This window comes from Streptomyces sp. NPDC051315 (genome assembly GCF_044455165.1).
Lineage (GTDB): Bacteria > Actinomycetota > Actinomycetes > Streptomycetales > Streptomycetaceae > Streptomyces.
Genome location: NZ_JBITEN010000004.1, coordinates 361,604 through 387,173 on the forward strand (window position 1 = coordinate 361,604; position 25,570 = coordinate 387,173).

The following is a 25,570-nucleotide window of genomic DNA, read 5'->3' on the forward strand; positions in this document are numbered from 1 at the left end:
CCGGCGCCTTTGCCTCTGAGGCAAGAAATTTGCCGCAGAGGCAAAGCTCGGGCTGAATGGAGGCATGAGCTCCTCCGCCGCCGAAGACGGCTCCGGCGCCTCGGCCGGTTCCGGCCCCGGCACCGCTCCCGGTTCCGGCGCCGCTCCCGGCCCGGACGACGCCCTGCCCGCCGTCGCACCGCAGTTGCGCGCCCTGCGCCGCCGGGCCGGACTCACCCTGGAGACCGCGGCCCGTGCCGCCGGTCTGTCGCCCGCCCACCTCTCCCGGCTGGAGACCGGGCAGCGCCAGCCCTCGCTGCCGATGCTGCTCGCGCTCGCCCGCGTCTACGGTACGACCGTCTCGGAACTGCTCGGTGAGACGGTCGCCGACCGGGACGCCGTCGTGCGCGCCGCCGACATGGAGCCGACCCACGCGGGTGGCTGGACGTACTGGCAGGCCGGCGCCCCCGGGCGGGGCATGCAGGCCCTGCGCGTCCGGGTGCCGTACGGCTCCCAGGGCGACATCGTGCGCGTGCACCCCGGTGAGGAGTGGCTGTACGTCCTCACCGGACGGCTGCGGCTGCGCCTCGGTGACACCGCCCACCTGCTCGGACCCGGCGACAGCGCGCACTTCGACTCGCTGACCCCGCACCGGATCGCCGCGCGGGACCCCGACGGGGTGGAGCTCCTCTTCGTCCACACCCTGCTGCAGAGCCCGACGGCCGCCCTGTGCCTCGGTCCCACCCCTGGAGAGACGTCATGAGCGACATCGAGGAGAGGTTCCCGCGCGGCCTGTGGATCCGGCTGATCGTCTACCTCGCCGTGGGACACGTCTTCGCGGCCTTCCTCTGGCTGCTCTTCGAGGTCGGCGCGAACAAGTAGCAGCCCCCCGGCGCCCACGGCGGCCGGCGGCTCAGTCGAGCATCCGCTCGCGCAGCCGCTCGCGGGTCTCCGGGGCGAGCCGCAGGCCCTGCTCCAGGTAGGCGTCGACGCCGCCCCACGTCTCCTCGATGGTCTCCATCGCCGCCGCGAGGTACTCGGCGCGGGCGTCGAAGAGAGGGCTGAGCAGCTCCATGACCTCGGGGGAGTAGGCCGAGGCGGAGGTGCTGCTGCGGTGCACCTTGTAACGGCGGTGCTTGGCGTTCGACTTCAGGTAGTCGTCGAGGATCGCCTCGCGTTCGACGCCGAGGGCGAGCAGGGTCACCGCGACGGACAGGCCCGCGCGGTCCTTGCCGGCGGCGCAGTGCATCAGGGCGGGGACGCTGTCCTCGGCGAGCGCGTGCACCACCTGGGAGTGCTCGGCGGTGCGCTCCCGGATGATCGTGCGGTAGGAGACGATCATCCGGTGCGCGGCCTTGCCGTCGGCGAGTATCTCGCGCAGCTGGTCGAGGTCGCCGTCGCGGACCATCTTCCAGAACTCGGCGCCGTCCGCCGGGTCCGTCAGCGGCAGGTTCACATTGCGCACGCCCGGCAGCTCGACGTCCGCGCCCTCCAGCTTCTGGTCCGCCGCGTTGCGGAAGTCGAAGATCGTGTGCAGGCCGAGGGAGGAGAGGAACGCCGCGTCCTCGTCGGTCGCGTGCGCGAGGTGGCCGCTGCGGTACAGCACGCCGTGACGCACCCGCCGTCCGTCGACGGTCGGCAGGCCGCCCACGTCGCGGAAGTTGCGCACAGCGGCCAGCTCGGGCTCGGTCGACGGAATCTGCTGCGTCACAGGGGCTCCTCCGGTCGTCGGGTCCCGGCCGGCGCGGCTCGGGTTGGCCGACGGAACACTTCCCCGACCATACGACACGGATGCATGGGCCACCGGGTTGTCCACAGGCGAGCGGAACGCCCGGCCCGGTGACCCAGGTTTGCCCAGCGGGACACCGGCCCCCGATGATGTTGGCGCTTGATCGCACCTGTTCGAATCAGTGGGGGTTTGATGCCCGAGTCCGCCGCCGACGGCCGTACCTGGCTCCTTTCCGGGCCCGGCAGCAGCTACGCCGTCCATGTCACCGAGGCCGACGAGCTCGTGCATCTGCACTGGGGCCCGCGGCTCACCCTCGCCGACGCCGAGGCGCTCGCCGAGCGGCCGCTGCCGGACTACTGGCCCTTCGAGTCGCCGCTCGACGGCCGGGAGGAGTACCCGGTCGAGGGCGGCGCCCGCTTCGTCCGGCCCGCCCTGTCCGTGCGCACCGCCGGGCGGCGCGGCACCGAGTGGACCTTCGGGGGGCACGAGGTCGTCGGCGACGAGCTGCGGCTGCGCTTCCTGGACGGCGGACTCGCCGTCACCCTGCACTACCGGATGCGGGGCGACGTCGTGGAACGCCGGGCGACCCTGCGCAACGAGGGCGACGAGCCGCTGGAGCTGCTCCGCGCCGACTCCGCCACCTGGACCCTGCCCGACCGCGACGGCTGGCGCCTGTCCCAGCTGCACGGCCGCTGGGCCGCCGAGTCCCGTCTCACACGGTCCCCCCTCACCTACGGCGAGAAGGTCATCGGCAGCCGCCGCGGCCACACCGGCCACCAGCACCTGCCCTGGATCGCCCTGGACACCGACGCGACCGAGGAGCGCGGCGAGGTCTACGGCTGCGCCCTCGGCTGGTCGGGCTCCTGGCGGATCGCCGTCGCCCAGCTCCCCGACGCGCGCGTGCAGATCACCGGCGGCGCCGGCTACGACGACTCGGGCCTGCTCCGGCTGGCGGCGGGGGAGTCCTTCACCACGCCCGTCTTCGCCGGCCTGTGGACCGACGCCGGCTTCGGCGGCGCGAGCCGCGCCTGGCACGCCTACCAGCGCGCGTACGTGATCCCGGACGCCGACCGCGACCGGCCCGTGCTGTTCAACTCCTGGGAGGCCACCTACTTCGACATCTCCGAGGAACAGCAGGCGGCCCTCGCGCGCCGCGCCGCGGACATCGGCGTCGAGCTGTTCGTGGTCGACGACGGCTGGTTCGGCGCGCGGACCGGCGACCACGCGGGCCTCGGTGACTGGCGGCCCAACCCCGACCGCTTCCCCCAGGGGCTGAAGCCCCTCGCGGACCAGGTGCACGCGCTCGGCATGCAGTTCGGCATCTGGGTCGAGCCCGAAATGGTCAACCCCGACAGCGACCTGTACCGGGCGCACCCCGACTGGGTGCAGTTCCAACCGGGACGGCAGCGGACGGAACTCCGCAATCAGCTCGTCCTCAACCTCGCGCGCGAGGACGTCCAGGAGTATCTCTGGCACCAGCTGGACACGCTGCTGTCCAGTGCGCCCATCGACTACGTCAAGTGGGACTTCAACCGTTGCTTCACCGACGCCGGCTGGCCCGACGACCCCTATCCGCAGCGGCTCTGGGTCGACCACGTGCGCGCCCTGTACGCGCTGCTGGACCGGCTGCGGGCGGCCCACCCGGGTGTCGCCTTCGAGTCCTGCTCGGGGGGCGGCGGGCGGATCGACCTCGGGGTCATGAGCCGCACCGACCAGGTGTGGACCTCCGACAACACCGACCCGCTGGACCGGCTCGCCATCCAGCACGGCTTCAGTCAGATCCATCCCGCGCGCGTGATGGCCGCCTGGGTCACCGACAGCCCCAACACCCAGCTCAACAGCCGGGTCAGCTCGCTGCGCTTCCGGTTCGTCAGTGCCATGGCCGGCGTGCTCGGTATCGGCGGCGACCTCTCCGAGTGGACCGAGGGGGAGCTCGCCGAGGCCCGGCGGTGGGTCGGCCTCTACAAGGAGATCCGGCCCCTCGTGCAGCACGGCGACCTCCATCGGCTGCGCCCCCCGGAGGGCGGGCTGAGCGCGGTGCAGTACGTGCGCGGGGGCGAGACCGTCGTCCTCGCCTGGCTCCAGGCGCAGCGGTACGGCGAGCCGGTGCCGTCCCTGCGTCTGCGCGGCCTCGACCCGACAGCCTCGTACGAATGCCTCGAAACGGGCGAAGTGCACCGAGGGGCGGTGCTGTTGCATCACGGGCTGCGTACCGGGCTGCGTGGTGACCTTGATGCGACGGTTATCCGACTGCGTCGCATCTGAGGTATCTGTCCGGATTGGAATCCTTCATTCCAACTCGCTGTGGAATAAAGGACCCTGGAGACGTGTCACGTGAGGAGCGTCATATTCGTGACCGTGTGTCGCCCGTCATGTTCACGTAATGGTGCGGGTTTTCCGGGGTGTTCGGTGAAAAGGCGGACTCTCGGCTCACGGACGGTGACCGGGATTCCTCGCGGCGGATCAAGAGAAAGGCGTTAACGGCACAACCTCTGCTTGTCCCCGTGCGTCTTGGTCGCTTACGTTCCACCCCAATCCGGGCGGACCGCCGAATCCTGCCGCCGCCCGGAGTCCGCACACTCACCCGTGCCCGGCAGGAGCGGGGGACCCACAGGCACAACCGCCTGGTCCGGTCTCCGGAACAGGCTAGGGGTAAAGCCGCGTCTCGGCGCGGCCGGACATCTCCAGTCCGCACCCGACAGCTCACCTCGCAGGCGCCGGAGAGGAATTCGCCATGCCCGCGAAGGGTAAGCACCGCCGTCCGAAGACCCAGCGTTTCACCCGCTCCATAGCCGTCGCCGGAACCGGGGGCGCCGCGCTCGCCCTTCCGCTCATGGGGGCCACCGGCGCCCATGCCGCGCCGGCGGAGTCGGCGGCCCAGTCGGTCTCCTCGGCCGCCGAGAAGGCCGTCCAGGCCGTGCCGGTCGCGCAGCGGACCGTCGCCGAGTCGCAGACCGCCGCGAGCACCCGCACCTACACGGTGCGGGCCGGCGACTACCTCTCGAAGATCGCGGACGAGCAGAACGTCAGCGGTGGCTGGCGCACGCTGTACGAGGACAACCGTGAGGCCGTCGGTGACGACCCGTCGCTGATCCACCCCGGCCTCGAGCTCTCGATCGGCAAGAAGGCCACGACCGGCGCCACCAAGAAGCCGTCCGCCGCGTCCGGTTCCTCCTCGTCGAAGTCCTCGAAGTCGACGCAGTCGTCGAAGTCGTCGAAGGCGTCGGAGTCCTCCGCCGAGTCCTCGTCGTCGCAGACGTCGGCCACCCTCACCGCCGGGAACGGCGGCACCTCCAGCGGTTACGCGCAGCCCGTGTCCGGCGCCACCGTCGGTACCCCGTACCGCATGTCCGGCAGCATGTGGTCCAGCGGTTACCACACCGGCGTCGACTTCGTCGTCCCGACCGGCACCTCGCTCAAGGCCGTCGCCGCGGGCACGGTCGTCTCCGCGGGCTGGGGCGGCGCGTACGGCAACCAGGTCGTCGTCAGGCTCGCCGACGGCAACTACGCCCAGTACGCCCACCTGTCCGCGCTGTCGGTCTCGGCCGGCCAGACCGTCTCCGCGGGTCAGCAGGTCGGTCTCTCCGGCGCGACCGGCAACGTGACCGGCCCGCACCTGCACTTCGAGATCCGCACCACGCCGGACTACGGCTCGGACATCGACCCGGTCGCCTACCTGCGCTCGCACGGCGTCTCCGTCGGCTGACCCCCGGTACGACCACCGCACCCACGCCCGCCTGACACGCGCGCCGAAGGCCGGACCCGATCCCCGGGTCCGGCCTTCGGCGCGCGTGCCGCCCGGTCCGTCCGCCCGCCCGGCCCCGGCCTCCGTCCCCGGCCGTCCGGCCCGCAAAGGCCTTCGCCCCCCGGCCGTGGTTCCTGACGGCCCTTCCTGACCGCCGTTCCTGACTGTCGTGTCGCGGTCCTGTGGCGGACCCGCGGAGGCGTCGACAAGGGCCGACCTCGACAACTCCTGGAACGCCGTCGACGTCCGCTCCCCGGACGACCTCTTCGCGACCCCGAGGAGCGGGGCGCTGGCGGAGTACGACCATCTGAAGACGTACTACGTCGGCTACGGAGCCAACACCAACACCACGACCCGGCTGCGCCGCTACGTCGGTCAGGCGGGGGTGCGGCCGCTCGTCCTCGACTGCACCGAGCCGCTCCTCGTCGCCAACGAGCCGAACCGTGTCCGCATCGTCTCCGACGGCTCCACCGTCCAGTGGTGGAACAACGGGCGGCTCGTCCTCGACCACGTCGACCCGGAGCCGTACACCGGTGGGCACTTCGCGTTCCGCACCACCTGGAGCCACTTCCGGATCAGCGGATTCCGGGTGTGGTGTCGACCCACCGGCGCGGCTGACGGTGGGTCTATTCCCTGATTGGCAAAGTCTTTAGGAGTGTCTTATCTCACCGCCCGTCAACCCTTGCCTACGGTCGCGTAAGTCACATTCGAAGGTGAATCATGAACTGCTGTGGCAGACGATTCGAAGAATGACAGCAGATCAGTGATCGGGTCGTACGTGGCGGTGGGGGACAGCTTCACCGAGGGCGTCGGCGATCCCGGGCCCGACGGGGCGTTCGTCGGCTGGGCCGACCGGTTCGCGGTACTGCTCGCGGACCTGCGGCCCGAGGGCGACTTCAACTACACGAACCTGGCCGTGCGCGGCAAACTCCTCGACCAGATCGTCGCGGACCAGCTGCCGAGGGCGGTGAAACTCGCGCCCGACCTGGTCTCCTTCTGTGCCGGCGGCAACGACATCCTGCGTCCCGGCACGGACCCGGACGAAGTCGCCGAGCGCTTCGAACGGGCGATCGCCGCGCTGACCGCCGCGGCCGGGACGGTCATGGTGACGACCGGCTTCGACACGCGTGGCGTTCCCCTGCTCAAGCACCTGCGCGGCAAGATCGCCACCTATAACGGGCACGTCCGCGCCATCGCCGACCGTTACGGCTGCCCGGTGCTGGACCTGTGGTCCCTGAAGTCCGTCCAGGACCGCCGGGCCTGGGACTACGACCGGCTCCACCTCTCCCCGGAAGGGCACACGCGCGTGGCGCTGCGCGCCGGGCAGGTCCTCGGCCTGGAGGTGCCGGCCGACCCGGAGCAGCCCTGGCCGCCGCTCCCGCCGCGCGGCACCCTCGAGATCCGGCGCGACGACGTGCAGTGGGCGCGCGAGTACCTGGTGCCGTGGATCGGGCGCCGGCTGCGTGGGGAGTCCTCGGGCGACCACGTGACGGCCAAGGGCACGCTGTCGCCGGACGACATCAAGCTGCGGATCGCCTCGGTGGCATGAGCCCCCGCCGGTGAGCGGCCGGCCGCCGACGCGTGGCGGCCGGCCGCTCCACCAGTGAGGTGAGCTCGCGGGAGTGGTGCGCCCGCGCCGGCCGGGCCGGGTGCTGGGATGACCGCACATCGTCCCCCTCCGCCCCGAAGGAACGGTTCCGCATGGCCCTTCCCCGTACGCCCCTCACCCGCAGGCCCCTTCCCCGCACGCCCCTTCGGGGCACGCCGGTCACCGCGGCCGTCGTCACCCTCCTCGCCCTCGGCCTTCCGGCCGTCGCCGCCCCCGCGGCGGCCGCGCTGCCGACCCATCCGGCTCAGCTCGCTCACCAGGCCCCGGCCCGTGTCGCGCCCAGCCCCGCCACCCTCACCGTGACCGGCGAGGGCAGCGCGAGCGCCGCCCCCGACCTCGCGGTCGTCGTCGCCGGCGTCGAGGCCGTCGCCGACAGTCCGCAGAAGGCCGTGGACGCGCAGACGAGGGCGGCGAACGCGCTGCTGAGGGCGGTGCGCGGCCGGGGTGTCGCCGAGCGGGACATCCGTACCGAGAACCTCTCCCTCAGCCCCGTGTACGACCACGCGGACGGCGCCTCCCGTCTGAAGGGGTACCAGGCCGCGCAGTCCTTCTCCGTGACGGTCCGTGAGGTGCGGGAGACCGGCGCGGTGGTGCAGGCGATCACCGACGTCACCGGTGAGGCGGCCCGTATCACCTCCGTCGCCTTCGCCGTATCCGACCCGGCCCCGCTCCAGGCCCGCGCCCGCCGGGCCGCGCACCAGGACGCCCGCGCGAAGGCCCTCGAATACGCCGGCCTCAGCGGCCGTCGCCTCGGCCGCCTGGTCTCCCTCAGCGAGGACGCCGCCGGCTACCCGCGCCCGGTGCCGGCGGCCGCGGACGCCATCGGCGCGAACTCCGGCGTGCCCGTGACACCGGGCGTGATCCGCGCGACGGCGACCGTGACGGCGGTGTACGAACTGGACTGAGACGAACGCGCGCGGACCCACCGGGGCCGACACGTCCTCCGGGGCCGGCGCCGACCTCCCGGACGGCCCGGCCCGTCGGTCCCTCAGCGCTCCTGGACGCTCAACGACCCTGTGCCCAGACCGAGTTCCCGTGTCAGGGCCTCGTCCGCCCATTCCCGTGCGCGGGCCCGGGAGACGGCGCCGTCGTAGGACGTCAGTTGCACGGCGAGGCCGTCGAGCAGGGCCGTCAGGCGCAGCGCGGTGCCGGACGGGTCCGGGCAGGGGAACTCGCCCGCGGCCACACCCTCCGCGATGACCTCGGCCAGCGCCGCCTTCCACTGCCGGTCGAGGTCGCGGGCGACCTTCCGCAGGGCCGGCTCGCGCAGCGACACCGCCCACCCCTCGATCCACAGGCGCCAGCCCTTGGCCTGGCCCGTCGGCGCGTACCAGCGCACGGCGGACCGCAGCCGGCGCAGGGCGGTGGTGCGGCGGCCGAGCAGCTTGCGCAGGTGCGCCAGGTCGTCCTCGGCCGCGTACGCGAACGCGGCGGCGACCAGCTTCTCCTTGGTCGAGAAGTGGTAGAGCACGAGCGCGTTGCTCACCCCGAGCGCCGCGGCCACGTCGGCGATCCTGACCGCCGCCACACCCCGCGCCTCGATCTGCTCGATGGCGGCCCGCAGCAGCTCCTCGCGCCGCTCGGCCACACTCAACCGGACTCTCGCCACGCGGTCACCCTACACAGGGGCCGCGACCTGCGCCGACGTCCTCACCGGTAGCGGCCGAACCGCTCCGCGATCACCGGCAGCCGCTGCGCGGCGATCGCGTGCGCGGCGGCCCGGGGCGTCGTCCCGTCGGCCTCCGCCCGCGCCAGCACCAGTTCGACCAGCGCCCGCATCGAGCGGCGCGTGTACGCGAACGCCTCGTCGGGGTCCGCGCCGATGTCGCCGAAGAGCGTCCACCACCACCAGGCGTTGGTCGCGGAGTTGACCACGACGTCCGGCAGCACGCGCACCCCGCGCGTGTGGAGCGGTTCCTCCGCCGCGGGCAGGACGGGCATGTTGGCCGCCTCGGCGATCCAGCGGGCGGTGATCCGCTCCTGCTCCTCCACCCCGATCACGTACGACACGGCCGCCGGCACGAGCACCTCCGCGTCCGTGGACAGCCAGGCGGCCGGCGGGAGTTCGCGGTCCCCGGGGCGCAGGACGGAGCGGTCGACGGTGCCGTGGGCGTCCCGCGCGGCCAGCAGCGCCTCCACGTCGAGCCCCGCCGGGTTGGCGATCGTGCCCTTGACGTCGGCGACGGCCACGACCGTCAGATTCGCGCGCGTGAGGAAGCGCGCGGTGGCCCCGCCCATCGTGCCCAGCCCCTGGAGCGCGACCCGCGTGCCGGCGTACGCCGCCCCGTCCCGGTCCAGGGCCGTGAGCACCGACTCGGCGACCCCGCAGCCCCCGACCAGCTCGTCCAGTCCGAGGCCGTCCACCTCGACGGCGAAGGCGTCCGCGAGCCGGCCGCGGGCCGCGGCCTCGTCGTCGAGCAGCGGGTAGACGGCCTGGACCGACGACACGAGCCCCGCCTCGGCGGCCGCCCGGTCGACCACGTCCTGCGTCAGCCCCAGATCCTCGCCGGTGGTCCAGCAGCTCTCGACGTACGGCCGGACCGCCCTCAGATACCGCACCAGCAGCCCGTACGCCCGCGGGTCCCGGGGGTCGCAGTCGATGCCGCCCTTGGCCCCGCCCAGGGGGACGTAGCGGGCGCGGGGGTCGTAGTGCAGGGCCTCCTTCAGGCTCATGCCGCGGGCGAGGCCGGTCACCTCGTCGAGGGTGCAGCCCTCCCGCATCCGCAGACCGCCGCTGCACACACCGCGCACGAGCCGGTCGACGACCAGGAAGCCCTGGCGGCCGGTGACGTGGTCGGTCCAGGTGAGGGAGAACAGGGGGGCGGTCATGCGGACTCCTCGACCGGAACCGTCACTGAACAGTGGGTCAGTTTCAGGAGTGTGCGGCCGCCGTGTCAACGCGGCGTCGCGGGGCCCTGGACGAGGGGGGTCCGGCATTGTCGTAAGGGCCGACCATAATGGGATCCTCAGCGACTCACCTGGAGGTACCGTGGCCGGTTCCCGTTCCCTGAGCTCCGGGCTCCGCGCGTTGCAGCCCGAGGCCTTCGGCGCGGACCCGAGCGGTGAGCGCCTGGCGCGCATCCGCAGATCCCCCCACTTCAAGGACGGGGTCTTCCAGAACCCCGGCGGCCCGGCCCGCACCCGCCCCTCGGGCTCGGCCCTCGACTTCGCCAAGGTGTTCTTCGACAAGGACACCCGCCCCCGCCGCGCCCCCGCCGGGACGGTCCCGGTGCACCCCACCACCGTCGCCGACCTGGCCAAGCCGCCCACCACGGGCCTGCGCCTGACCTGGCTGGGCCACTCCAGCGTGCTCGCGGAGATCGACGGTCGGCGCGTGCTGTTCGACCCGGTCTGGGGCGAGCGCTGCTCCCCCTTCGCCTTCGCGGGCCCGAAGCGGCTGCACCCGGTCCCGCTCCCGCTCGCCGCCCTGGGTCCGGTCGACGTCGTCGTCATCTCGCACGACCACTACGACCACCTGGACATGCCCACGATCAAGGCGCTGGCCGGCACGGACACCCTGTTCGCCGTCCCGCTCGGCGTCGGCGCCCACCTCGAGCACTGGGGCGTGTCCGCGGACCGGCTGCGCGAGCTGGACTGGCACGAGGCGACCAAGGTCGGCGGCCTCACCCTCACCGCCACCCCGGCCCGCCACTTCTGCGGCCGTGGCCTGCGCAACACCCAGCACACCCTCTGGGCGTCCTGGGTCGTCGCCGGTGACGAGCACCGGGTCTACCACAGCGGCGACACCGGCTACTTCGAGGGCTTCGAGGAGATCGGCGCCGAGCACGGCCCGTTCGACGCGACGATGATCCAGATCGGCGCGTACTCCGACTTCTGGCCCGACATCCACATGACGCCCGAGGAGGGCCTGCGGGCCCACCTCGACCTCCAGGGCGGTCCGGTGGGCAGGCTCCTGCCCATCCACTGGGCGACCTTCAACCTCGCCACGCACGCGTGGGACGACCCCGGCGAGGGCACCCTCGCCGCGGCCCGCGCCGTCGGCGCGCCCCTCGCGCTGCCCCGCCCCGGTGAGCCCTTCGAGCCGACCGCCGAGACCGTCCCGGACGAGCCGTGGTGGCGTGCCGTGGCGCTCGCACCGGCGGGTGGGCGGCGTCCTCCGGTCGAGGCGGCAACGAAGGCCAAAGCGGATACCGGCAGTGACGTTCCGGAGGGTGCGGCCGAGGACGGCCAGGCCCCGGACGCGGTTCCGGCGGGCTGATCGGGGCCGTCCGGGCGGGTGACGGTGAGGGTCGGGGAGCGGAGAGCCCCCGGCCCTCACCTTTTGTTTGAGACCGTCTCTGAACAGGCCTGATCGACCTCTTCTTGTCAGCTGTCGGAAATTGACGCGCGGTTATCGGTCTTTCGTGCGACGCCTCATACCAGAGCGGGACGCTCCCTGGGGGACTTTGTCAACTGCCCGCCGCACATGTGGCAGGGGCGACTACTGTGAGTGTCCGTCGGGCGACGTTCGGCCGAATACGCGGCCCTCTCGACCGACACCGCGATGGCGCCTGCCCGAGTCGCGCACCCCGCGCGAACCACCACGCCCGACGGACACAGTACGAGGACCCCGATGTCTCACCTCCGCGCACCGGCCGCACGCGCAGACCGCCGTGAGGGCGGACGGCACGGACGACCGGTCGCCCACACCGCACCCGCACCGGCCGAGACACACATACGGCCCCAACTCCTGCGGCTCGCCGTGCTCCCCCCGACCGCCGTCGCCCTCAGCGCCTGCGCGGCCGTGCTGTACGCCGTGCGCTCCACCGGCGCCCGGCCCGGCCCCACCCTGTGGGCCGTGCTGGCCGGCGCGCTCGGGGTGACCGTCGCGGGCATCCTGATCGCGGCCGTGGCCGCCGATCGCGCCGCCCGCTCGGTCAGCGACCGCATCGAGGCCCTGCGCCGCTCCAGCGCACGCGGCGAGGACGACCTGCGCAGCCTGCTCGACACCCTGCGCCGCGGCGAGGTCCCGCCCCAGCGCACCGCACGCGGCGGCCCGCCCGCCGACGCCGACGAGTTCGAACTGCTCGCCGCCGACCTGTCCCGCGCCCACGACGGGGCCGTCACCGCCGTCGTCCAGGCCGCCCAGCTCTCCAGCCAGGCCGGCAGCGAACAGAAACTGGAGGTCTTCGTCAACCTCGCGCGGCGCCTTCAGTCGCTCGTGCACCGCGAGATCTCCATCCTCGACGAGCTGGAGAACGAGATCGAGGACCCCGACCTCCTCAAGGGCCTCTTCCACGTCGACCACCTCGCCACCCGCATCCGCCGCCACGCCGAGAACCTCGCCGTGCTCGGCGGCGCCGTCTCCCGGCGGCAGTGGAGCAACCCGGTCCCCATGACCGAGGTGCTGCGCTCCGCCATCGCCGAGGTCGAGCAGTACTCCCGGGTCAAGCTGGTGCCGCCGATCGACGGCGAACTGCGCGGACACGCCGTCGCCGACGTCATCCACCTGCTCGCCGAACTCGTGGAGAACGCCACCGTGTTCTCCGCCCCGCACACCCAGGTGCTGCTGCGCGCCAACCTGGTCACCTCGGGGCTCGCCGTCGAGGTCGAGGACCGCGGCCTCGGCATGCCCGTCGAGGAACAGAGCCGGATGAACGCCCTGCTCGCCGACCCCGACCAGGTCAACGTCGGCCGTCTGCTGGCCGACGGCCGCATCGGCCTCTACGTCGTCTCCCAGCTCGCCCGCCGCCACGGCATCCGGGTCCGCCTGCAGACCAACATCTACGGCGGCGTCCAGGCCGTGCTCGTCGTCCCTCAGGTCCTCCTGGGCGCGGCGCCGGGCGCGCCCGTGCCGCAGCCCGAGGAGAGCGGCGGGGGAGCGGCGCCGGCCGGGGAGGGAGCGAGCGGCCGGGCTCCCCGGGAGCTTCAGGCCCACGCCGACACGCGGGCCGGGATCCGGACCGGGGCCGAGCCGCGGAACCAGCCCCGGATCCCGGCCCCTCGGCCTCAGGCCGTCCGTGCGGCCGGGCCCGCGTCGCCCGGGGCGCCGGTGCCGGCCGACGGCCGCCGGAGGGCCGACACCCCGCCGGCACGGAGTGATCCCGCCGCGGGAGGGCCGCCGTCGATCGCCCCGCCGCTCCACGAGTCCGGCGGGGAGCACCGGCCGCCGGCCCCGCAGGCCGTGCCGCCGAACCCCCAGGCCGGCCCGGCAACCCGGCACCACGGCGGGCCCGCCACACCACCCGGCCGGGCCCAGCACGACACCCCGCGCGGGAACGGCCGGGGCCCGGCGCCCCTGCCCGTCCGCGGCGCCCACGAGGAACGGCCCAACCCGGCGGAGGCCGTGCCCGGCGTCCGGCCCGGCGACCGGCCCGTCGTCGAGGGGCACGCGGGCCGCGCACCGACCCCGCGCGTGGGCGCGGTGCGCGGCACCATGGGCAAGCCCCAACTGCCCCGCCGCCGCGCCCAGGAGCACATCGCGCCCCAGTTGCGCGGCGGCCCTGCGCCCCGCCAGGACACCGAGCAGTCCGCCGGCCACGACCCCGGCCTCATGGCGGCCTTCCAGCGCGGCATCGGCCTCGCCGAGACCCAGCAGAGCCTGGAGCCGGACGTCCTGGAACCCGCCCCCTACCCCCCGGCGGACACCCTGGGGCCCCCGCCGCTCGCTCCGGCCGTACCGCCCCCGCCGCCCCTGCGCGCCGCACATCCCGCGCACGCGCCCGCCACCCCCCCTGCCCACGGCGCGTCCGGCCCCGACCACCACACCACCGCCCGGCACGACGGGAGCGCACCAGCCGGATGAGCACGCCCCTGACCACCCCCGCCCCCACCGCTCCCGCAGACCTTCGTACCCCAAGGAGTCGATCCACCATGGCGAGCGACGCGCCGACCGGCCATGTATCCGATCTCGACTGGCTGATGAGCGGCCTCGTGCAGCGCGTACCGCACACGACCAGCGCGGTCCTCCTGTCCTGCGACGGCCTCGTGAAGTCCGTCCACGGCCTCGACCCCGACAGCGCCGACCACATGGCCGCCCTGGCCTCCGGCCTGTACTCCCTCGGACGCAGCGCCGGCGTCCGCTTCGGCGACGGCGGGGACGTACGCCAGGTCGTCGTCGAACTCGACTCGACCCTGCTGTTCGTCACCACGGCCGGTTCCGGCACCTGTCTCGCCGTGCTCGCCGGCCGGGAGGCCGACGCCGCGGTCCTCGGCTACGAGATGGCGATGCTGGTCAAGAGCGTCCGCCCCTACCTCGTGACCGCGCCCCGGCAGCAGTCCGTCGAACCGTCGGTGATGAGGCCTTGAACGTGGCGGCGGCCGGCGACGGGCCCTGGCTCGACGACGCGGCCGGACGCCTGGTGCGCCCCTTCACGGTCAGCAACGGCCGCACCAGGCCCACCGTCGCCCTCGACCTCATGTCACAGGTGAGAGCCACCGGGGTGACCCCCCTCGGCTACCTCGGCCCCGAGCACGCCCAGGCCCTCGACCTGTGCCGCGCACCCGTCCCGGTCGCCGAGGTCGCCGCCCACCTGAAACTGCCGGCGGCGGTCACCAAGGTGCTGCTGTCGGACCTCGTCGACTGCGGGGCGCTGACCACCAAGCCCCCCGAGTTCCACCACCACCCCACCGACCGGGCCCTACTGGAGGCAGTGCTCGATGGACTACGACGACAGCTCTGAGCACGACGACGGCCCCGACCCCTTCCCGACCGCGCTGAAGATCCTGGTGGCGGGCGGGTTCGGGGTCGGCAAGACGACGTTCGTCGGCGCGGTCAGCGAGATCGCGCCGCTCAGCACCGAGGAGCTGCTCACCACGGTCAGCGCCGCGACCGACAACCTCGACGGCATCGAGAACAAGGTCGAGACGACCGTCGCGATGGACTTCGGCCGCATCAGCCTCGACCCTCGGCACGTCCTCTACCTGTTCGGCACACCCGGACAGGAGCGGTTCTGGTTCATGTGGGACGAGCTGTCCGAGGGCGCCCTCGGCGCGGTCATCCTCGCCGACACCCGCCGGCTGGAGGAGTGCTTCGCGGCCGTCGACTTCTTCGAGGAACGCGGCCTCGGCTTCATCATCGCCCTCAACGAGTTCGACGGCGCCCACCGCTACGACCCCGAAGAGGTGCGCGCCGCCCTCGACCTGGCACCGCAGATCCCCGTCGTGCGCTGCGACGCCCGGATCTCCGCCTCCGGCGTCCAGACGCTGCTCACCCTGGTCAGGCACCTCATCGCGCACGCACCGGCGGCACCCCAGCCGAGCCGCGGCGCCCACAGGTGATCCCCGCACACAACGCACCGGAGCCGCACATGCCGTACGTCCACAGTGACGGAGTTCGCCGATGAGCTACGACCCGCCGCGCCCGGCCGGTCGACTGCTGCTCACGCCCGAGGACAAGGACGCTCCCGCCCGCACCCTGAGACTGCGCCGACTCGGCCTCGGCGAGCGGCCGGAGCCCGCCCTCGACGCCTTCGCGGACCGCCTCGCCGAGCTGACCGGCGCGCCGTACGCCATGGTCAACTTCATCGACGAGGAGCGGCAGTTCTTCGCCGGGCTGCGCACCCCCGACGGCGGTGCCGCCGCCCGCCGGGGCAAACCCGAGGTGGGCCGCCGGCTGCCCCGCGACTACGGGTACTGCCCGCATGTCGTCGTGCGGCGCAAGGCGCTGGTCCTGGAGGACGTCCGCGACTACCCGCGCTTCGCGGGCAACCCGGTCGTCGACGAGTACGGCATCCGCTCCTACCTCGGTGCCCCGCTCATCGACACGACCGGCATGGTGCTCGGCACGGTGTGCGTCGCCGACCTCGCGCCCCGCCCGTGGGGCAAGTCCGGCCTGGAGACCATCAAGGCGACGGCCACCGACCTCGCCGTACGGCTCGAACGGCCGACGGCCGACGGGCTGCCGTAGACGGGCCGTGGACGGGCCGTGGACGGGTGGCGGTGGGGCGTGAAGGAAAGCTGTGGCGCCGCTTAAGAAATCCTCGATGGACCGCGCGGGGCGGGGTGGGGCAGATTGCTCCTCGAATCCACCCCTGCCCCCGGATGCGGGCCCCTTCGGCGTGCCCGGGACCTCACCACAGGAGCCGTAGCGTTGAAGGCGCTGGTCAAGGAGAAGGCGGAGCCCGGGCTGTGGCTCACGGACGTGCCGGAGCCCGCCGTCGGACCCGGCGACGTACTGATCAAGGTGCTGAGGACCGGCATCTGCGGCACCGACCTGCACATCCGGGCCTGGGACGGCTGGGCGCGGCAGGCGATCCGCGCCCCGCTCGTCGTCGGGCACGAGTTCGTCGGCGAGGTCGTCGCGACCGGGCGGGACGTCGCGGACGTCAAGGCCGGTGACCGGGTCAGCGGCGAGGGCCACCTGGTGTGCGGCAAGTGCCGCAACTGCCTGGCCGGACGCCGCCACCTGTGCCGGGCCACCGTCGGGCTCGGCGTCGGCCGCGACGGCGCCTTCGCCGAGTACGTCGCCTTGCCCGCGTCCAACGTGTGGGTGCACCGCGTTGCGGTGGACCTCGACGTGGCGGCGATCTTCGACCCGTTCGGCAACGCCGTCCACACCGCCCTGTCCTTCCCGCTGGTCGGCGAGGACGTCCTGATCACCGGCGCCGGACCCATCGGCCTGATGGCCGCCGCCGTGGCCCGGCACGCAGGGGCCCGCAACGTGGTGATCACCGATGTCAGCGAGGAGCGGCTGGAGCTGGCCCGCAAGATCGGCGCGAGCCTGGCGCTGAACGTCTCGCGGGCGACCATCGCGGACGGACAGCGCGCACTCGGTCTGCGCGAGGGCTTCGACATCGGCCTGGAGATGTCCGGGCGTCCCGAGGCCCTGCGCGACATGATCGCCAATATGACGCACGGCGGCCGGATCGCCATGCTCGGCCTGCCGTCCGAGGAGTTCCCGGTCGACTGGGCCCGCATCGTCACCTCGATGATCACGATCAAGGGCATCTACGGCCGGGAGATGTTCGAGACCTGGTACGCGATGTCGGTCCTCCTCGAAGGCGGCCTCGACCTCGCCCCCGTGATCACCGGCCGCTACGGCTACCGCGACTTCGAGGCGGCGTTCGCCGACGCGGCGAGCGGCCGCGGCGGCAAGGTCATCCTCGACTGGACCGCGTAACCCCCCTCAGCTTCAGGAGCTTCTTCGATGTTCGACTCCGTGCGCGACGACCTGCGCGCCACCCTCGACGAGATCCGGGCCGCCGGTCTGCACAAGCCCGAGCGGGTCATCGGCACCCCGCAGTCCGCGACCGTCGCCGTCACCGCGGGCGGCCGCCCCGGCGAGGTCCTCAACTTCTGCGCCAACAACTACCTCGGCCTCGCCGACCACCCCGAGGTGATCGCCGCCGCCCACGAGGCCCTGGACCGCTGGGGCTACGGCATGGCCTCCGTGCGCTTCATCTGCGGCACGCAGGAGGTGCACAAGGAGCTGGAGGCGCGGCTGTCCGCCTTCCTCGGGCAGGAGGACACGATCCTGTACTCCTCCTGCTTCGACGCCAACGGCGGTGTCTTCGAGACGCTCCTCGGCCCCGAGGACGCCGTGATCTCCGACGCCCTCAACCACGCCTCGATCATCGACGGCATCCGCCTGTCCAAGGCCCGCCGCTTCCGCTACGCCAACCGTGATCTCGCCGACCTCGAAGCCCGGTTGAAGGAGGCGTCCGACGCGCGCCGGAGGCTGGTCGTCACCGACGGCGTCTTCTCCATGGACGGCTACGTGGCGCCCCTGCGCGAGATCTGCGACCTCGCCGACCGCTACGACGCCATGGTCATGGTCGACGACTCGCACGCCGTCGGCTTCGTCGGCCCCGGCGGCCGCGGCACCCCCGAGCTCCACGGCGTCATGGACCGCGTCGACATCATCACCGGCACCCTCGGCAAGGCCCTCGGCGGCGCCTCCGGCGGCTACGTGGCCGCCCGCGCGGAGATCGTGGCGCTGCTGCGCCAGCGTTCCCGCCCTTACCTCTTCTCCAACACGCTCGCCCCGGTGATCGCCGCCGCCTCGCTGAAGGTCCTCGACCTGCTGGAGTCGGCGGACGACCTGCGGGTCCGGCTGGCGGAGAACACGGCCCTGTTCCGGCGCCGGATGACCGAGGAGGGCTTCGACGTCCTCGCCGGCGACCACGCCATCGCGCCCGTGATGATCGGTGACGCGGCGAAGGCCGGCCGCATGGCCGAGCTGCTGCTGGAGCGCGGCGTGTACGTGATCGGCTTCTCCTACCCGGTCGTACCGCAGGGCCAGGCCCGCATCCGCGTCCAGCTGTCCGCCGCGCACTCCACCGAGGACGTGAACCGGGCCGTGGACGCCTTCGTGGCGGCCCGTGCGGAGCTGGAGGCCTGAGCGCTCCGGACAAACTGAGAGAATCGGTCGCATGATCGAGGCGCGGCGGCTCCACATCCTCCGTGCGGTGGCCGACCACCGTACGGTGACGGCGGCTGCCGCCGCGCTGTACCTCACGCCCTCCGCCGTCTCCCAGCAGCTCACGGCCCTGGAGCAGGAGACCGGCCACCGCCTGGTCGAACGCGGTGCGAAGGGCGTACGGCTGACCCCGGCCGGCGAGATCCTGCTCGCCCACACGAACGTGGTCCTGGCCCAGCTGGAGCGGGCGGAGGCGGAGCTGGCCGCCTACGGCTCGGGGGCCGCGGGGACGGTCACGGTCGCCGCATTCGCGACCGGTATCGCCCTGGTCGTGGCGCCCGCGGTGGCCCGGCTGGCCGGCACCGCCCCCGGGATAAGGATCCGCGTCCAGGACGCCGAGGGCGACGCCAGCCTGCCCATGGTGCTGGACCGGCAGGTCGACGTCGCCGTCGCGGTCGAGTACCGCGGGGCCCCCTCCGCCGACGACCCGCGCCTCACCCACGTCCCGCTCTACGCCGAGCCCTTCGACGCGGTCGTCCCGGTCACCCACCGCCTCGCCGACACCGCCGAGGTGCCGCTGGCCGAGCTGGCGAAGGACCCGTGGATCGGGCCCTACCCCGGCAACCCCTGTCACGACGTGGTGGTCCTGGCCTGCGAGCACGCCGGGTTCCAGCCGCGGCTGGAACACTCCTCGGACGACTTCCGCGCGGTCGTGGCGCTGGCCTCCGCCGACGCCGGTGTGGCCCTCGTCCCGCGGTCGGCGCTGCGCGGCATGGACCTCAGCGGCGTGGTCGTCCGCCCGGTCGACGGGGTGGCCCCGACCCGCCGGGTCTTCGCCGCCGTACGGCGCGGCGCGGAGGAGCACCCGCTGATCCGGCCGGTGCTGGACGCGCTCGGCGAGGTCACCCCGGCCGCCACCGGCTGAGCCGGGACGGCGGGCGCCGTCACCGCATCTCCATCGAGTGATTCCCGGATCTGGGATACGATCCCGAATATGAAACAGCTTGGAGAGGTCGACTCCGCTCCCGACGCCGTCGACGCCCGGCTCGCGGCCCGGCTGGCCGAGCTGCGGGCCGAACGCGGATGGTCCCTGGGGGAACTGGCCGAGCGCAGCGGCGTGAGCCGCTCCACCCTGTCCCGCGCCGAGCGGGCGGAGATCAGCCCCACCGCGGCCACGCTCAACCGCCTGTGCCATGTCTACGGACGCACGATGTCCCGGCTGCTCGGGGAGGTCGAGGCGGAGCCCGAGCCGCTGGTGCGGGCCGCCGAGCAGCCCGTGTGGGAGGACCGGGCCTCGGGGTTCGTCCGGCGCTCGGTGTCGCCGCCGCACCCCGGACTGCGGGGTGAACTGGTCGAGGGCCGGCTCGCCGCGGGCGCCGACATCGCCTACGACCGGCCGTCCGTACCCGGCCTGGAGCAGCACATCTGGGTTCTGGACGGCGCCCTCGACGTCACGGCCGAGAACGTCGGCCATCACCTGGAGGCCGGCGACTGTCTGCGGCTGCGTGTCTGGGGGCCGACGCGGTTCCGGTGCGCGGGGGACGGGGACGTGCGGTACGTGCTGGCGGTGGTGCTGCCGTGACGACGACCCGTCTCGACGCCGGTCAACTGCTGGAACGCACGGGCGCCTTGGCCGACCTGCTGGTCGACGCGGTGGACGGCGGGGCCTCGGTCGGCTTCCTCGCCCCGCTCGACCGCGCCGAGGCCGTCGCCTGGTGGAAGGAGCGCGTGGCGGGCGTGGCCGCCGGACGGCTCGCGGTGTGGGCGGCCCACGACGGTGACCGTGTCGTCGGGACGGTCACCCTGGACTTCCCCGACAAGCCCAACAGCCGCCACCGTGCGGAACTCGTCAAGCTGATGGTCCACCGGGAGGCCCGGGGACGGGGCCTCGGGCGCCGTCTCCTGACCGTCGCGGAGGAGGCCGCCGCCGCGGCCGGCGTCACCCTGCTCCACCTCGACACCGAGACCGACAGCCCCGCCGAACGCCTCTACCGCACCGCCGGGTGGACGAGGGCCGGGGTGATCCCCGACTACGCGGCGAGCCCGGCCGGAGTCCTGCGGCCGACCACGCTGTACTACAAGCAGATCGGCGTCGGGTGACTGTCAGTGGCAGGCGCTACGGTGCGGAGCATGCCGGACGCCGAAGACGTACGCCGTATCGCCCTGTCCCTGCCGGACACCACGGAGAAGATCGCCTGGAGCATGCCCACCTTCCGGGTCGACGGGAAGATGTTCGCCACGCTGCCCGAGGACGAGACGTCCATCGCCGTGCGCTGCCCCAAGGAGGAGCGCGACGAGCTGGCCCTCGCCGAGCCGCGGAAGTTCTGGATCGCCGACCACGAGGCCCAGTTCGCCTGGGTCCGGGTCCGGCTGGCCGCCCTCGAGGACGAGGACGAGCTGCGGGACATCCTGGCCGACTCCTGGCGCCAGGCGGCCCCGCCGCGTCTGCTCGAGGCGTATCCGGGGCTGGGACTTCCCGCGCAGGGATGAGCCCTTTCGGGGACGGGTCGCCCAAGGGCCCCGGGGGTGGGCCGCCGTAAAGGGGTGCGCGACCACCGACCCGAGTGCGGTATTGTTTCCATGCGCGTTCGGCCGGGGGAAACCCCAGGTCAGACGGGCAACGGGACGTGGCGCAGCTTGGTAGCGCACTTGACTGGGGGTCAAGGGGTCGCAGGTTCAAATCCTGTCGTCCCGACTTTACGGAGTCGCAGGTCATGGGGCCGGTTCAGAGGACATCTGAACCGGCCCCATGATCATTTCGGGGGTCGGCGAAGTGAAGATTCACTTCCTGGATCACCGTGCATCCACTCTCAGCGCAGTCGGCGCAGTTCCCGCAGCTCCCCGACCCGCAGCAGCCGCGCCAGCGCGACGTACCCCACCCCCAGCGTGACGGTCCCCGCCGCCAGGGCGAGCGCGGTGGCCGGGGTGCCGTCGCCCAGCGAGGCCGCGCAGGCCCGGTCCGCCGCCCAGGCCAGTGCTGCGGCGAGGGACGCGGCGGACACCAGCCGGGTGTAGGTGCGGCGTACCGCGCCGTCGTCGAGGCGGCCGCCGGTCCGCCGGCGCAGCAGCCGCACGGTGAGGAGGAGGCCGGCCAGGCAGGACAGCGCGTAGGCGCCGGCCATGCCGGTGACCGACCAGCGGGCGGGCAGCAGCAGGTGGCAGGCCGTGGCCAGGGCAATGTTCACCACCGCGATCCAGACCGCCAGCAGGAACGGGGTGCGGGTGTCCTCGAAGGCGTAGAAGCCGCGCAGCAGCAGGTACTGCGCCGAGAACGGGATCAGGCCGAGTCCGAAGGCCTGGAGCATGTGCCCGAGCGGCTGGGCGGAGGCCGCGTCGGCCGCGCCGTGCGCGAACAGCAGCGTGGAGATCCGCGGGCCGAGGGCCAGGAAGAGGAAGGCCGCGGGCACGACGACGACGCCGCTCATCCGCAGGCCCCGGGACAGGTCCGCGCGCAGGTCACCGACCCGGCCCTCCGCGACGGCCCGGGTCATGCGCGGCAGCAGCGCGGTCACGAGGGAGACGGTCACCACCGACTGCGGCAGCATCCAGATCGTCTGCGCGTACGTGTACGCCGAGTAGCCCACGCCGGCGTCGGGCAGCGCCTGGTCTGCCGCGTTGGCGTAGTTGGTGACCACGGTCAGCGCGACGAGGTTCGTCAGGACGAAGAGCAGGGTCCACTGGGCGGCGCGGACGCCGGAACCCAGGCCGGAGCCGCGCCAGTCGAAGCGCGGACGGAAGCGGAACCCGGCCGCGCGGGCGAACGGGACCAGGGCGAGGGCCTGTACCGCGATCCCGGCCGTCGTGCCGATGCCCAGCAGGCGCACCTGGGCGTCGGTGATGTCCTCCACCCGTGCCGGCACGGTCATCAGGCCCAGGTAGGCACCGAACATGCCCAGCAGCACCACGTTGTTGAGGACCGGGGTCCACATCATCGCGCCGAACCGCTCGCGGGCGTTGAGGACTTGGCCGTAGATGTTGAACAGGCCGTAGAAGAAGATCTGTGGGAGCAGGAAACGCGCGAAGACCACGGTGAGTTCGTAGGCCTCGTGGTTGCGCGGGGTGTCGCGCAGGTACACCGAGACGATCTGCGGGGCGGCCCACACCGCCAGCGCCGTCCCGACGGCCAGGACGGACACGACCAGGGTGACCAGCCGCTGCTCGTAGGCGCGCCCGCCGTCGGGGTGGGTGGTCCGGGCGCGCACCAGCTGCGGCACCAGCACCGCGTTGAGGGCCCCGCCGATCAGCAGGGTGTAGAGGCTGGTCGGCACGGTGTTCGCCGTGTTGTACGTGGTGGCCAGCAGGCCGGTGCCCAGGGCGGCCGCCTGGAGGACGGTGCGGATCAGGCCGGTCGCCCGGGACACGACCGTGCCCAGCGCCATCAGCGCCGACGAGCGGGCGGCGCCGCCCCTGCGGACGGTGCGTGTCGCGGTCGTCGTCCCGTCCACCATCCGGCCAACCTACGTCACCGGGATCGGTGCGCCTCAACCACCCTGCTCAGGCGTCCGGTTGAGCAAGGTCCAGTGCCGGTGCGAGCAGCCTGAACGCGTGGTCGGCCAGGGCGGCCGGGTTTTCGGAGCCGTCGCTGTCGCTCCAGCGCTGCAGCACCGTGTCGAAGGCGGTGAGCGTCATCCCTGCGGCGAGCCGTGCGCGCAGATCGGGGTCGGGGCCGGATGGCAGACGGTGCGTCAGCTCCGCCGCGAGGTCGTCGCGCCACTGGGCCTGGCGCCCCAGGAAGCGGGCGCGCAGGGCCGGTGTGCGCAGGATCAACCGGACCACGCGCAGGGCCCGTTCCGCGTGGTCGGACCGGTCGGCGCACTCGGCGACCGGCACCTGGAGGCGGTGTGCCGCAGCGCGACCGAGGGCGGCTCGTCGGCGGGGCGGGCCGCCAGCTCCGCGCGCATCGCCTCGCCCATGCCGGACAGGAACTGGACGACTGGTCCGGGCCGGTAGCCGGGTCCGGCAGGGCGAGCGGCCGGGCGGTACGGGGGTCCGTCCGGGCCGGGGAGGGGGGAGCCGCCGGGCGTGACCGGTTGAGGTACGCCGGCACGCCGGCGTGCCTCGGCTGCGACGGGGCGTCTCGGCGGCCCTTCTCCGGGTCGCCCGGGCCCCGGCGGCTACCGGCGTCGACGAGCCGCCCGCGCCGCTCGGGGCGGGCTGACGAACTGGAGCTCCAGCGTGACCGGTGGCTCGGCGACGCCCGGTCCGCCGGCGGCCGCCCAGGCCGCGATCTCCTCCGTGCAGTCGTCGTCCATGGCGAACCCCACCCACGTGGCCCGGCCACCGGCCCGGCGTCCGGCGGCGGACGGCTGGACCACGATGACGTTCGCCTGGTCGCACGGGCCGAGACAGTCCGTCGTACGGACCTCGAAGCCGCCGTCGGACGCGGACGCGGCTGCCCGCAGGCGGTCCAGCTGCCAGGCGTGGTCGTAGCCGGGGTGCTTGCGGGCGTCGCCGCAGCAGCAGCCCCGGCACACGACGACGGTGCAGGGACGGCGGGCGGCGGCGCCGATGCTCACCGCACGCTGAGCCGGAAGTGCGGGACGCGACCCCACGCCGGTCAGGAGGCCGAGAGGCCGACGTGGGCCAGCGCCTGCCGCAGCAGGAAGCCGTGCCCGCCGGGCATCTCGCTCTGCACCGCGGGCGAGGCCGCCTCCTGCGGGTCGAACCACACCAGGTCCAGGGCGTCCTGCCGGGGCCGGCAGTCGCCCGTCACCGGCACGATGTAGGCCAGGGACACCGCGTGCTGACGCGGGTCGTGGTACGGGGTGATGCCCTGCGTCGGGAAGTACTCGGCGACGGTGAAGGGCTGGAGCGAGGCCGGGACGCGCGGCAGGGCCACCGGGCCGAGATCCTTCTCCAGGTGGCGCAGCAGGGCGTCACGGACCCGCTCGTGGTGCAGGACCCGGCCGGATACCAGGGTCCGGCTGACATTGCCGTCCGGTCCGATGCGCAGCAGCAGGCCGATGCTGGTGACTTCGCCGCTGTCGTCGACGCGCACGGGCACGGCCTCGACGTACAGGATCGGCATGCGGGCGCGCGCCATCTCGAGCTCGTCGGCGCTCAGCCATCCGGGTGTGGTCTCGGTCATGTCAGACATTGCTTGATCATACTTTCAGTGTCCGTCGGGAAGCCGGTAGACCCTGCGGGCGTTGTCCGCTCCGGCCCACCGCGCCAGCCGCAGCGCGTCGGGCAGGCCCAGTTCGTCGGCGTCCACGCGGTCCTGGAGGAGGTCTCCCAGGCCCCGGCGGAACGCCAGCGCGCCGAGCGCGTAGAACTCGGCGACACCGTAGGCGTCGGAGCCGTACAGCAGTTTGCGGAACGGTGTGATCTCCAGCGCCTCCTCCAGGACCGCCCGCGCCCGGGCCGGGCCGACGTGGTGCAGGGTGAGCCCCACGTCCAGGTACGCCTGCTCGAACACCGCGGCCAGGTAGGCGGCCTGACGCTGGTAGGGCCAGCAGTGCACGAGCAGTACCGGGATCCTGCCCGCGGTCAGGTGCGGCCAGTCCGTGAGGTGGGTGGGATCCACCCGGTGCAGACGGATGTCGTTGTCGCCGAAGCCCGTGTGCAGCTGGAGCGGGAGACCGAGGTCGACCGCGGTCCACAGCGGGTGCCGGAGAGGACGGGTTCGTCCAGCCGGCCCCCGCGCGCCAGCCAGTGCCGGGCCGCCCGCGTGACCTCCGCGTCCGGGGGCCGGGCCGGGTCCAGGTCGAAGCCGGTGCGGTACGCGGCCACCGACTGCACCGCCACCACCCCCGGCCCCCGCACGGCGTCCAGCGCGGCCGCCCGGAACGCGTCCGCGTACCCGCCCGCGTCGACGCCCCGCGCTACCACCGCCTCGGCGACGGCCTCCAGCCGGACCACCTCGTGCGCGATCCCGCCCGCCGCCCCGGCGAGTCGGCGGGCGACGTCAGCCGCCGCGGGACGAACCCGGTGTCCACGCAGAACACGCCGGTACCGGCGGCCGCCAGGAAGCGCCGGTTGACCTCCCGCGGGCCCACCTCGGCCCGCCGGGCCAGGTACGCGTCGGCGGGGGCGTGGCGCTCCAGGTCCAGCAGGGGCGCGCAGTGCCGCCGTACGGCGACCCCGGCCGGGGTGTCGAACGACGAGCTGCCGGGCCAGCGGTCGCCCTCGGTCAGCAGCGCTTCGAAGCCGGCCCGGTCGAGCGGGTCGGTGACGACGCCGTGACAGTGGTGGTCGACCAGCTCCAGC

24 protein-coding genes, 1 tRNA gene, 3 pseudogenes and 1 riboswitch are annotated in these 25,570 nt (G+C 73.4%); of the genes and pseudogenes, 20 read left to right on the forward strand and 8 right to left on the reverse strand.

Translation table 11 applies throughout. From position 1 onward, the window contains the following. The first annotated feature begins 64 nt into the window (after positions 1-64). Positions 65-742, forward strand: a complete 678-nt coding sequence (locus ACIBBD_RS10800; protein ID WP_399418981.1) for a helix-turn-helix domain-containing protein — start codon at positions 65-67, stop codon at positions 740-742. Continuing rightward, the gene (locus tag ACIBBD_RS10805) at positions 739-861 is read left to right on the forward strand and encodes a DUF6126 family protein (protein WP_399418982.1); all 123 of its coding nucleotides are present in this window, start codon (positions 739-741) and stop codon (positions 859-861) included. Before ACIBBD_RS10800 ends, ACIBBD_RS10805 begins: the two co-directional genes overlap by 4 nt. A gap of 31 nt (positions 862-892) precedes the next feature. On the opposite strand, the gene ACIBBD_RS10810 is transcribed toward ACIBBD_RS10805, so the two are convergent. Next, positions 893-1,690 carry a tyrosine-protein phosphatase gene (locus ACIBBD_RS10810; protein ID WP_399418983.1) on the reverse strand — a complete coding sequence of 266 codons (798 nt, stop codon included), beginning with the start codon at positions 1,688-1,690 and terminating at the stop codon, positions 893-895. A 210-nt stretch (positions 1,691-1,900) separates the two neighbouring features. Here ACIBBD_RS10810 and ACIBBD_RS10815 point away from each other — a divergent pair, with 210 nt between their 5' ends. The 5 genes and pseudogenes from ACIBBD_RS10815 (at position 1,901) to ACIBBD_RS10835 (ending at position 7,967) form a co-directional block, all read left to right on the forward strand. Then, the gene (locus ACIBBD_RS10815; RefSeq protein WP_399418984.1) at positions 1,901-3,973 is read left to right on the forward strand and encodes an alpha-galactosidase; all 2,073 of its coding nucleotides are present in this window, start codon (positions 1,901-1,903) and stop codon (positions 3,971-3,973) included. Between the two features lie 306 nt (positions 3,974-4,279). Beyond that, positions 4,280-4,438, forward strand: a riboswitch (cyclic di-AMP (ydaO/yuaA leader). A gap of 4 nt (positions 4,439-4,442) precedes the next feature. Further along, positions 4,443-5,414 (forward strand): peptidoglycan DD-metalloendopeptidase family protein, encoded by a 972-nt coding sequence (locus ACIBBD_RS10820; protein ID WP_399418985.1) that lies wholly within the window; start codon positions 4,443-4,445, stop codon positions 5,412-5,414. 250 nt (positions 5,415-5,664) lie between these two features. Further along, positions 5,665-6,090: pseudogene (locus tag ACIBBD_RS10825) on the forward strand (DUF6250 domain-containing protein); the annotation flags it as partial. A gap of 126 nt (positions 6,091-6,216) precedes the next feature. Beyond that, positions 6,217-7,002, forward strand: a complete 786-nt coding sequence (locus ACIBBD_RS10830; RefSeq protein WP_399419106.1) for an SGNH/GDSL hydrolase family protein — start codon at positions 6,217-6,219, stop codon at positions 7,000-7,002. A 152-nt stretch (positions 7,003-7,154) separates the two neighbouring features. Then, positions 7,155-7,967: an SIMPL domain-containing protein gene (locus tag ACIBBD_RS10835; RefSeq protein ID WP_399418986.1), complete on the forward strand. Its 813-nt coding sequence runs from the start codon at positions 7,155-7,157 to the stop codon at positions 7,965-7,967. Positions 7,968-8,050: 83 nt separating this feature from the next. On the opposite strand, the gene ACIBBD_RS10840 is transcribed toward ACIBBD_RS10835, so the two are convergent. Together ACIBBD_RS10840 and ACIBBD_RS10845 are read right to left on the reverse strand one after the other, a co-directional pair. Beyond that, positions 8,051-8,671, reverse strand: a complete 621-nt coding sequence (locus tag ACIBBD_RS10840) for a TetR/AcrR family transcriptional regulator (protein WP_399418987.1) — start codon at positions 8,669-8,671, stop codon at positions 8,051-8,053. 41 nt (positions 8,672-8,712) lie between these two features. Next, positions 8,713-9,891, reverse strand: coding sequence for a Glu/Leu/Phe/Val dehydrogenase dimerization domain-containing protein (locus ACIBBD_RS10845; protein WP_399418988.1), 1,179 nt, complete (start codon positions 9,889-9,891; stop codon positions 8,713-8,715). Positions 9,892-10,051: 160 nt separating this feature from the next. Between ACIBBD_RS10845 and ACIBBD_RS10850 the strand changes: the two genes are divergently transcribed. The 13 genes from ACIBBD_RS10850 to ACIBBD_RS10910 all read left to right on the forward strand — a co-directional run bounded on the left by ACIBBD_RS10850 (position 10,052) and on the right by ACIBBD_RS10910 (position 21,056). Then, positions 10,052-11,281 carry an MBL fold metallo-hydrolase gene (locus ACIBBD_RS10850; protein WP_399418989.1) on the forward strand — a complete coding sequence of 410 codons (1,230 nt, stop codon included), beginning with the start codon at positions 10,052-10,054 and terminating at the stop codon, positions 11,279-11,281. A 354-nt stretch (positions 11,282-11,635) separates the two neighbouring features. Continuing rightward, positions 11,636-13,807 (forward strand): ATP-binding protein, encoded by a 2,172-nt coding sequence (locus ACIBBD_RS10855; protein ID WP_399418990.1) that lies wholly within the window; start codon positions 11,636-11,638, stop codon positions 13,805-13,807. Positions 13,808-13,875: 68 nt separating this feature from the next. Then, positions 13,876-14,310 (forward strand): roadblock/LC7 domain-containing protein, encoded by a 435-nt coding sequence (locus tag ACIBBD_RS10860; protein WP_399418991.1) that lies wholly within the window; start codon positions 13,876-13,878, stop codon positions 14,308-14,310. A 2-nt stretch (positions 14,311-14,312) separates the two neighbouring features. Further along, complete coding sequence (locus tag ACIBBD_RS10865; protein ID WP_399419107.1) at positions 14,313-14,684, forward strand: DUF742 domain-containing protein; 372 nt, start codon at positions 14,313-14,315, stop codon at positions 14,682-14,684. Next, complete coding sequence (locus tag ACIBBD_RS10870; RefSeq protein WP_399418992.1) at positions 14,662-15,282, forward strand: GTP-binding protein; 621 nt, start codon at positions 14,662-14,664, stop codon at positions 15,280-15,282. Before ACIBBD_RS10865 ends, ACIBBD_RS10870 begins: the two co-directional genes overlap by 23 nt. A gap of 61 nt (positions 15,283-15,343) precedes the next feature. Continuing rightward, positions 15,344-15,910: a GAF domain-containing protein gene (locus ACIBBD_RS10875; RefSeq protein WP_399418993.1), complete on the forward strand. Its 567-nt coding sequence runs from the start codon at positions 15,344-15,346 to the stop codon at positions 15,908-15,910. 183 nt (positions 15,911-16,093) lie between these two features. Continuing rightward, positions 16,094-17,122 (forward strand): L-threonine 3-dehydrogenase, encoded by a 1,029-nt coding sequence (gene tdh, locus ACIBBD_RS10880; protein ID WP_399418994.1) that lies wholly within the window; start codon positions 16,094-16,096, stop codon positions 17,120-17,122. A gap of 27 nt (positions 17,123-17,149) precedes the next feature. Then, the gene (locus tag ACIBBD_RS10885) at positions 17,150-18,343 is read left to right on the forward strand and encodes a glycine C-acetyltransferase (RefSeq protein WP_399418995.1); all 1,194 of its coding nucleotides are present in this window, start codon (positions 17,150-17,152) and stop codon (positions 18,341-18,343) included. Between the two features lie 31 nt (positions 18,344-18,374). Then, the gene (locus ACIBBD_RS10890; RefSeq protein WP_399418996.1) at positions 18,375-19,286 is read left to right on the forward strand and encodes a LysR family transcriptional regulator; all 912 of its coding nucleotides are present in this window, start codon (positions 18,375-18,377) and stop codon (positions 19,284-19,286) included. Positions 19,287-19,355: 69 nt separating this feature from the next. Beyond that, a complete protein-coding gene (locus ACIBBD_RS10895) occupies positions 19,356-19,943 on the forward strand; it encodes a helix-turn-helix domain-containing protein (protein ID WP_399418997.1) in 588 nt (195 codons plus the stop codon). After that, positions 19,940-20,461 carry a GNAT family N-acetyltransferase gene (locus ACIBBD_RS10900; protein ID WP_399418998.1) on the forward strand — a complete coding sequence of 174 codons (522 nt, stop codon included), beginning with the start codon at positions 19,940-19,942 and terminating at the stop codon, positions 20,459-20,461. Before ACIBBD_RS10895 ends, ACIBBD_RS10900 begins: the two co-directional genes overlap by 4 nt. A gap of 30 nt (positions 20,462-20,491) precedes the next feature. Further along, positions 20,492-20,851, forward strand: a complete 360-nt coding sequence (locus tag ACIBBD_RS10905; protein ID WP_399418999.1) for an MmcQ/YjbR family DNA-binding protein — start codon at positions 20,492-20,494, stop codon at positions 20,849-20,851. 131 nt (positions 20,852-20,982) lie between these two features. Then, positions 20,983-21,056, forward strand: a tRNA-Pro gene (locus ACIBBD_RS10910). A 115-nt stretch (positions 21,057-21,171) separates the two neighbouring features. On the opposite strand, the gene murJ is transcribed toward ACIBBD_RS10910, so the two are convergent. The 5 genes and pseudogenes from murJ to ACIBBD_RS10935 form a co-directional block, all read right to left on the reverse strand. Beyond that, the gene (gene murJ / locus ACIBBD_RS10915) at positions 21,172-22,809 is read right to left on the reverse strand and encodes a murein biosynthesis integral membrane protein MurJ (protein WP_399419000.1); all 1,638 of its coding nucleotides are present in this window, start codon (positions 22,807-22,809) and stop codon (positions 21,172-21,174) included. A 46-nt stretch (positions 22,810-22,855) separates the two neighbouring features. Further along, positions 22,856-23,295 (reverse strand): annotated as a pseudogene (locus ACIBBD_RS10920) (TetR family transcriptional regulator); the annotation flags it as partial. A 180-nt stretch (positions 23,296-23,475) separates the two neighbouring features. Continuing rightward, complete coding sequence (locus ACIBBD_RS10925) at positions 23,476-23,871, reverse strand: (2Fe-2S) ferredoxin domain-containing protein (protein WP_399419108.1); 396 nt, start codon at positions 23,869-23,871, stop codon at positions 23,476-23,478. 47 nt (positions 23,872-23,918) lie between these two features. Continuing rightward, on the reverse strand, positions 23,919-24,449 hold the full coding sequence (locus ACIBBD_RS10930; protein ID WP_365458600.1) for an NUDIX hydrolase family protein: 531 nt from the start codon (positions 24,447-24,449) through the stop codon (positions 23,919-23,921). Positions 24,450-24,473: 24 nt separating this feature from the next. Continuing rightward, positions 24,474-25,569: pseudogene (locus tag ACIBBD_RS10935) on the reverse strand (amidohydrolase family protein). Position 25,570 lies beyond the last annotated feature (1 nt).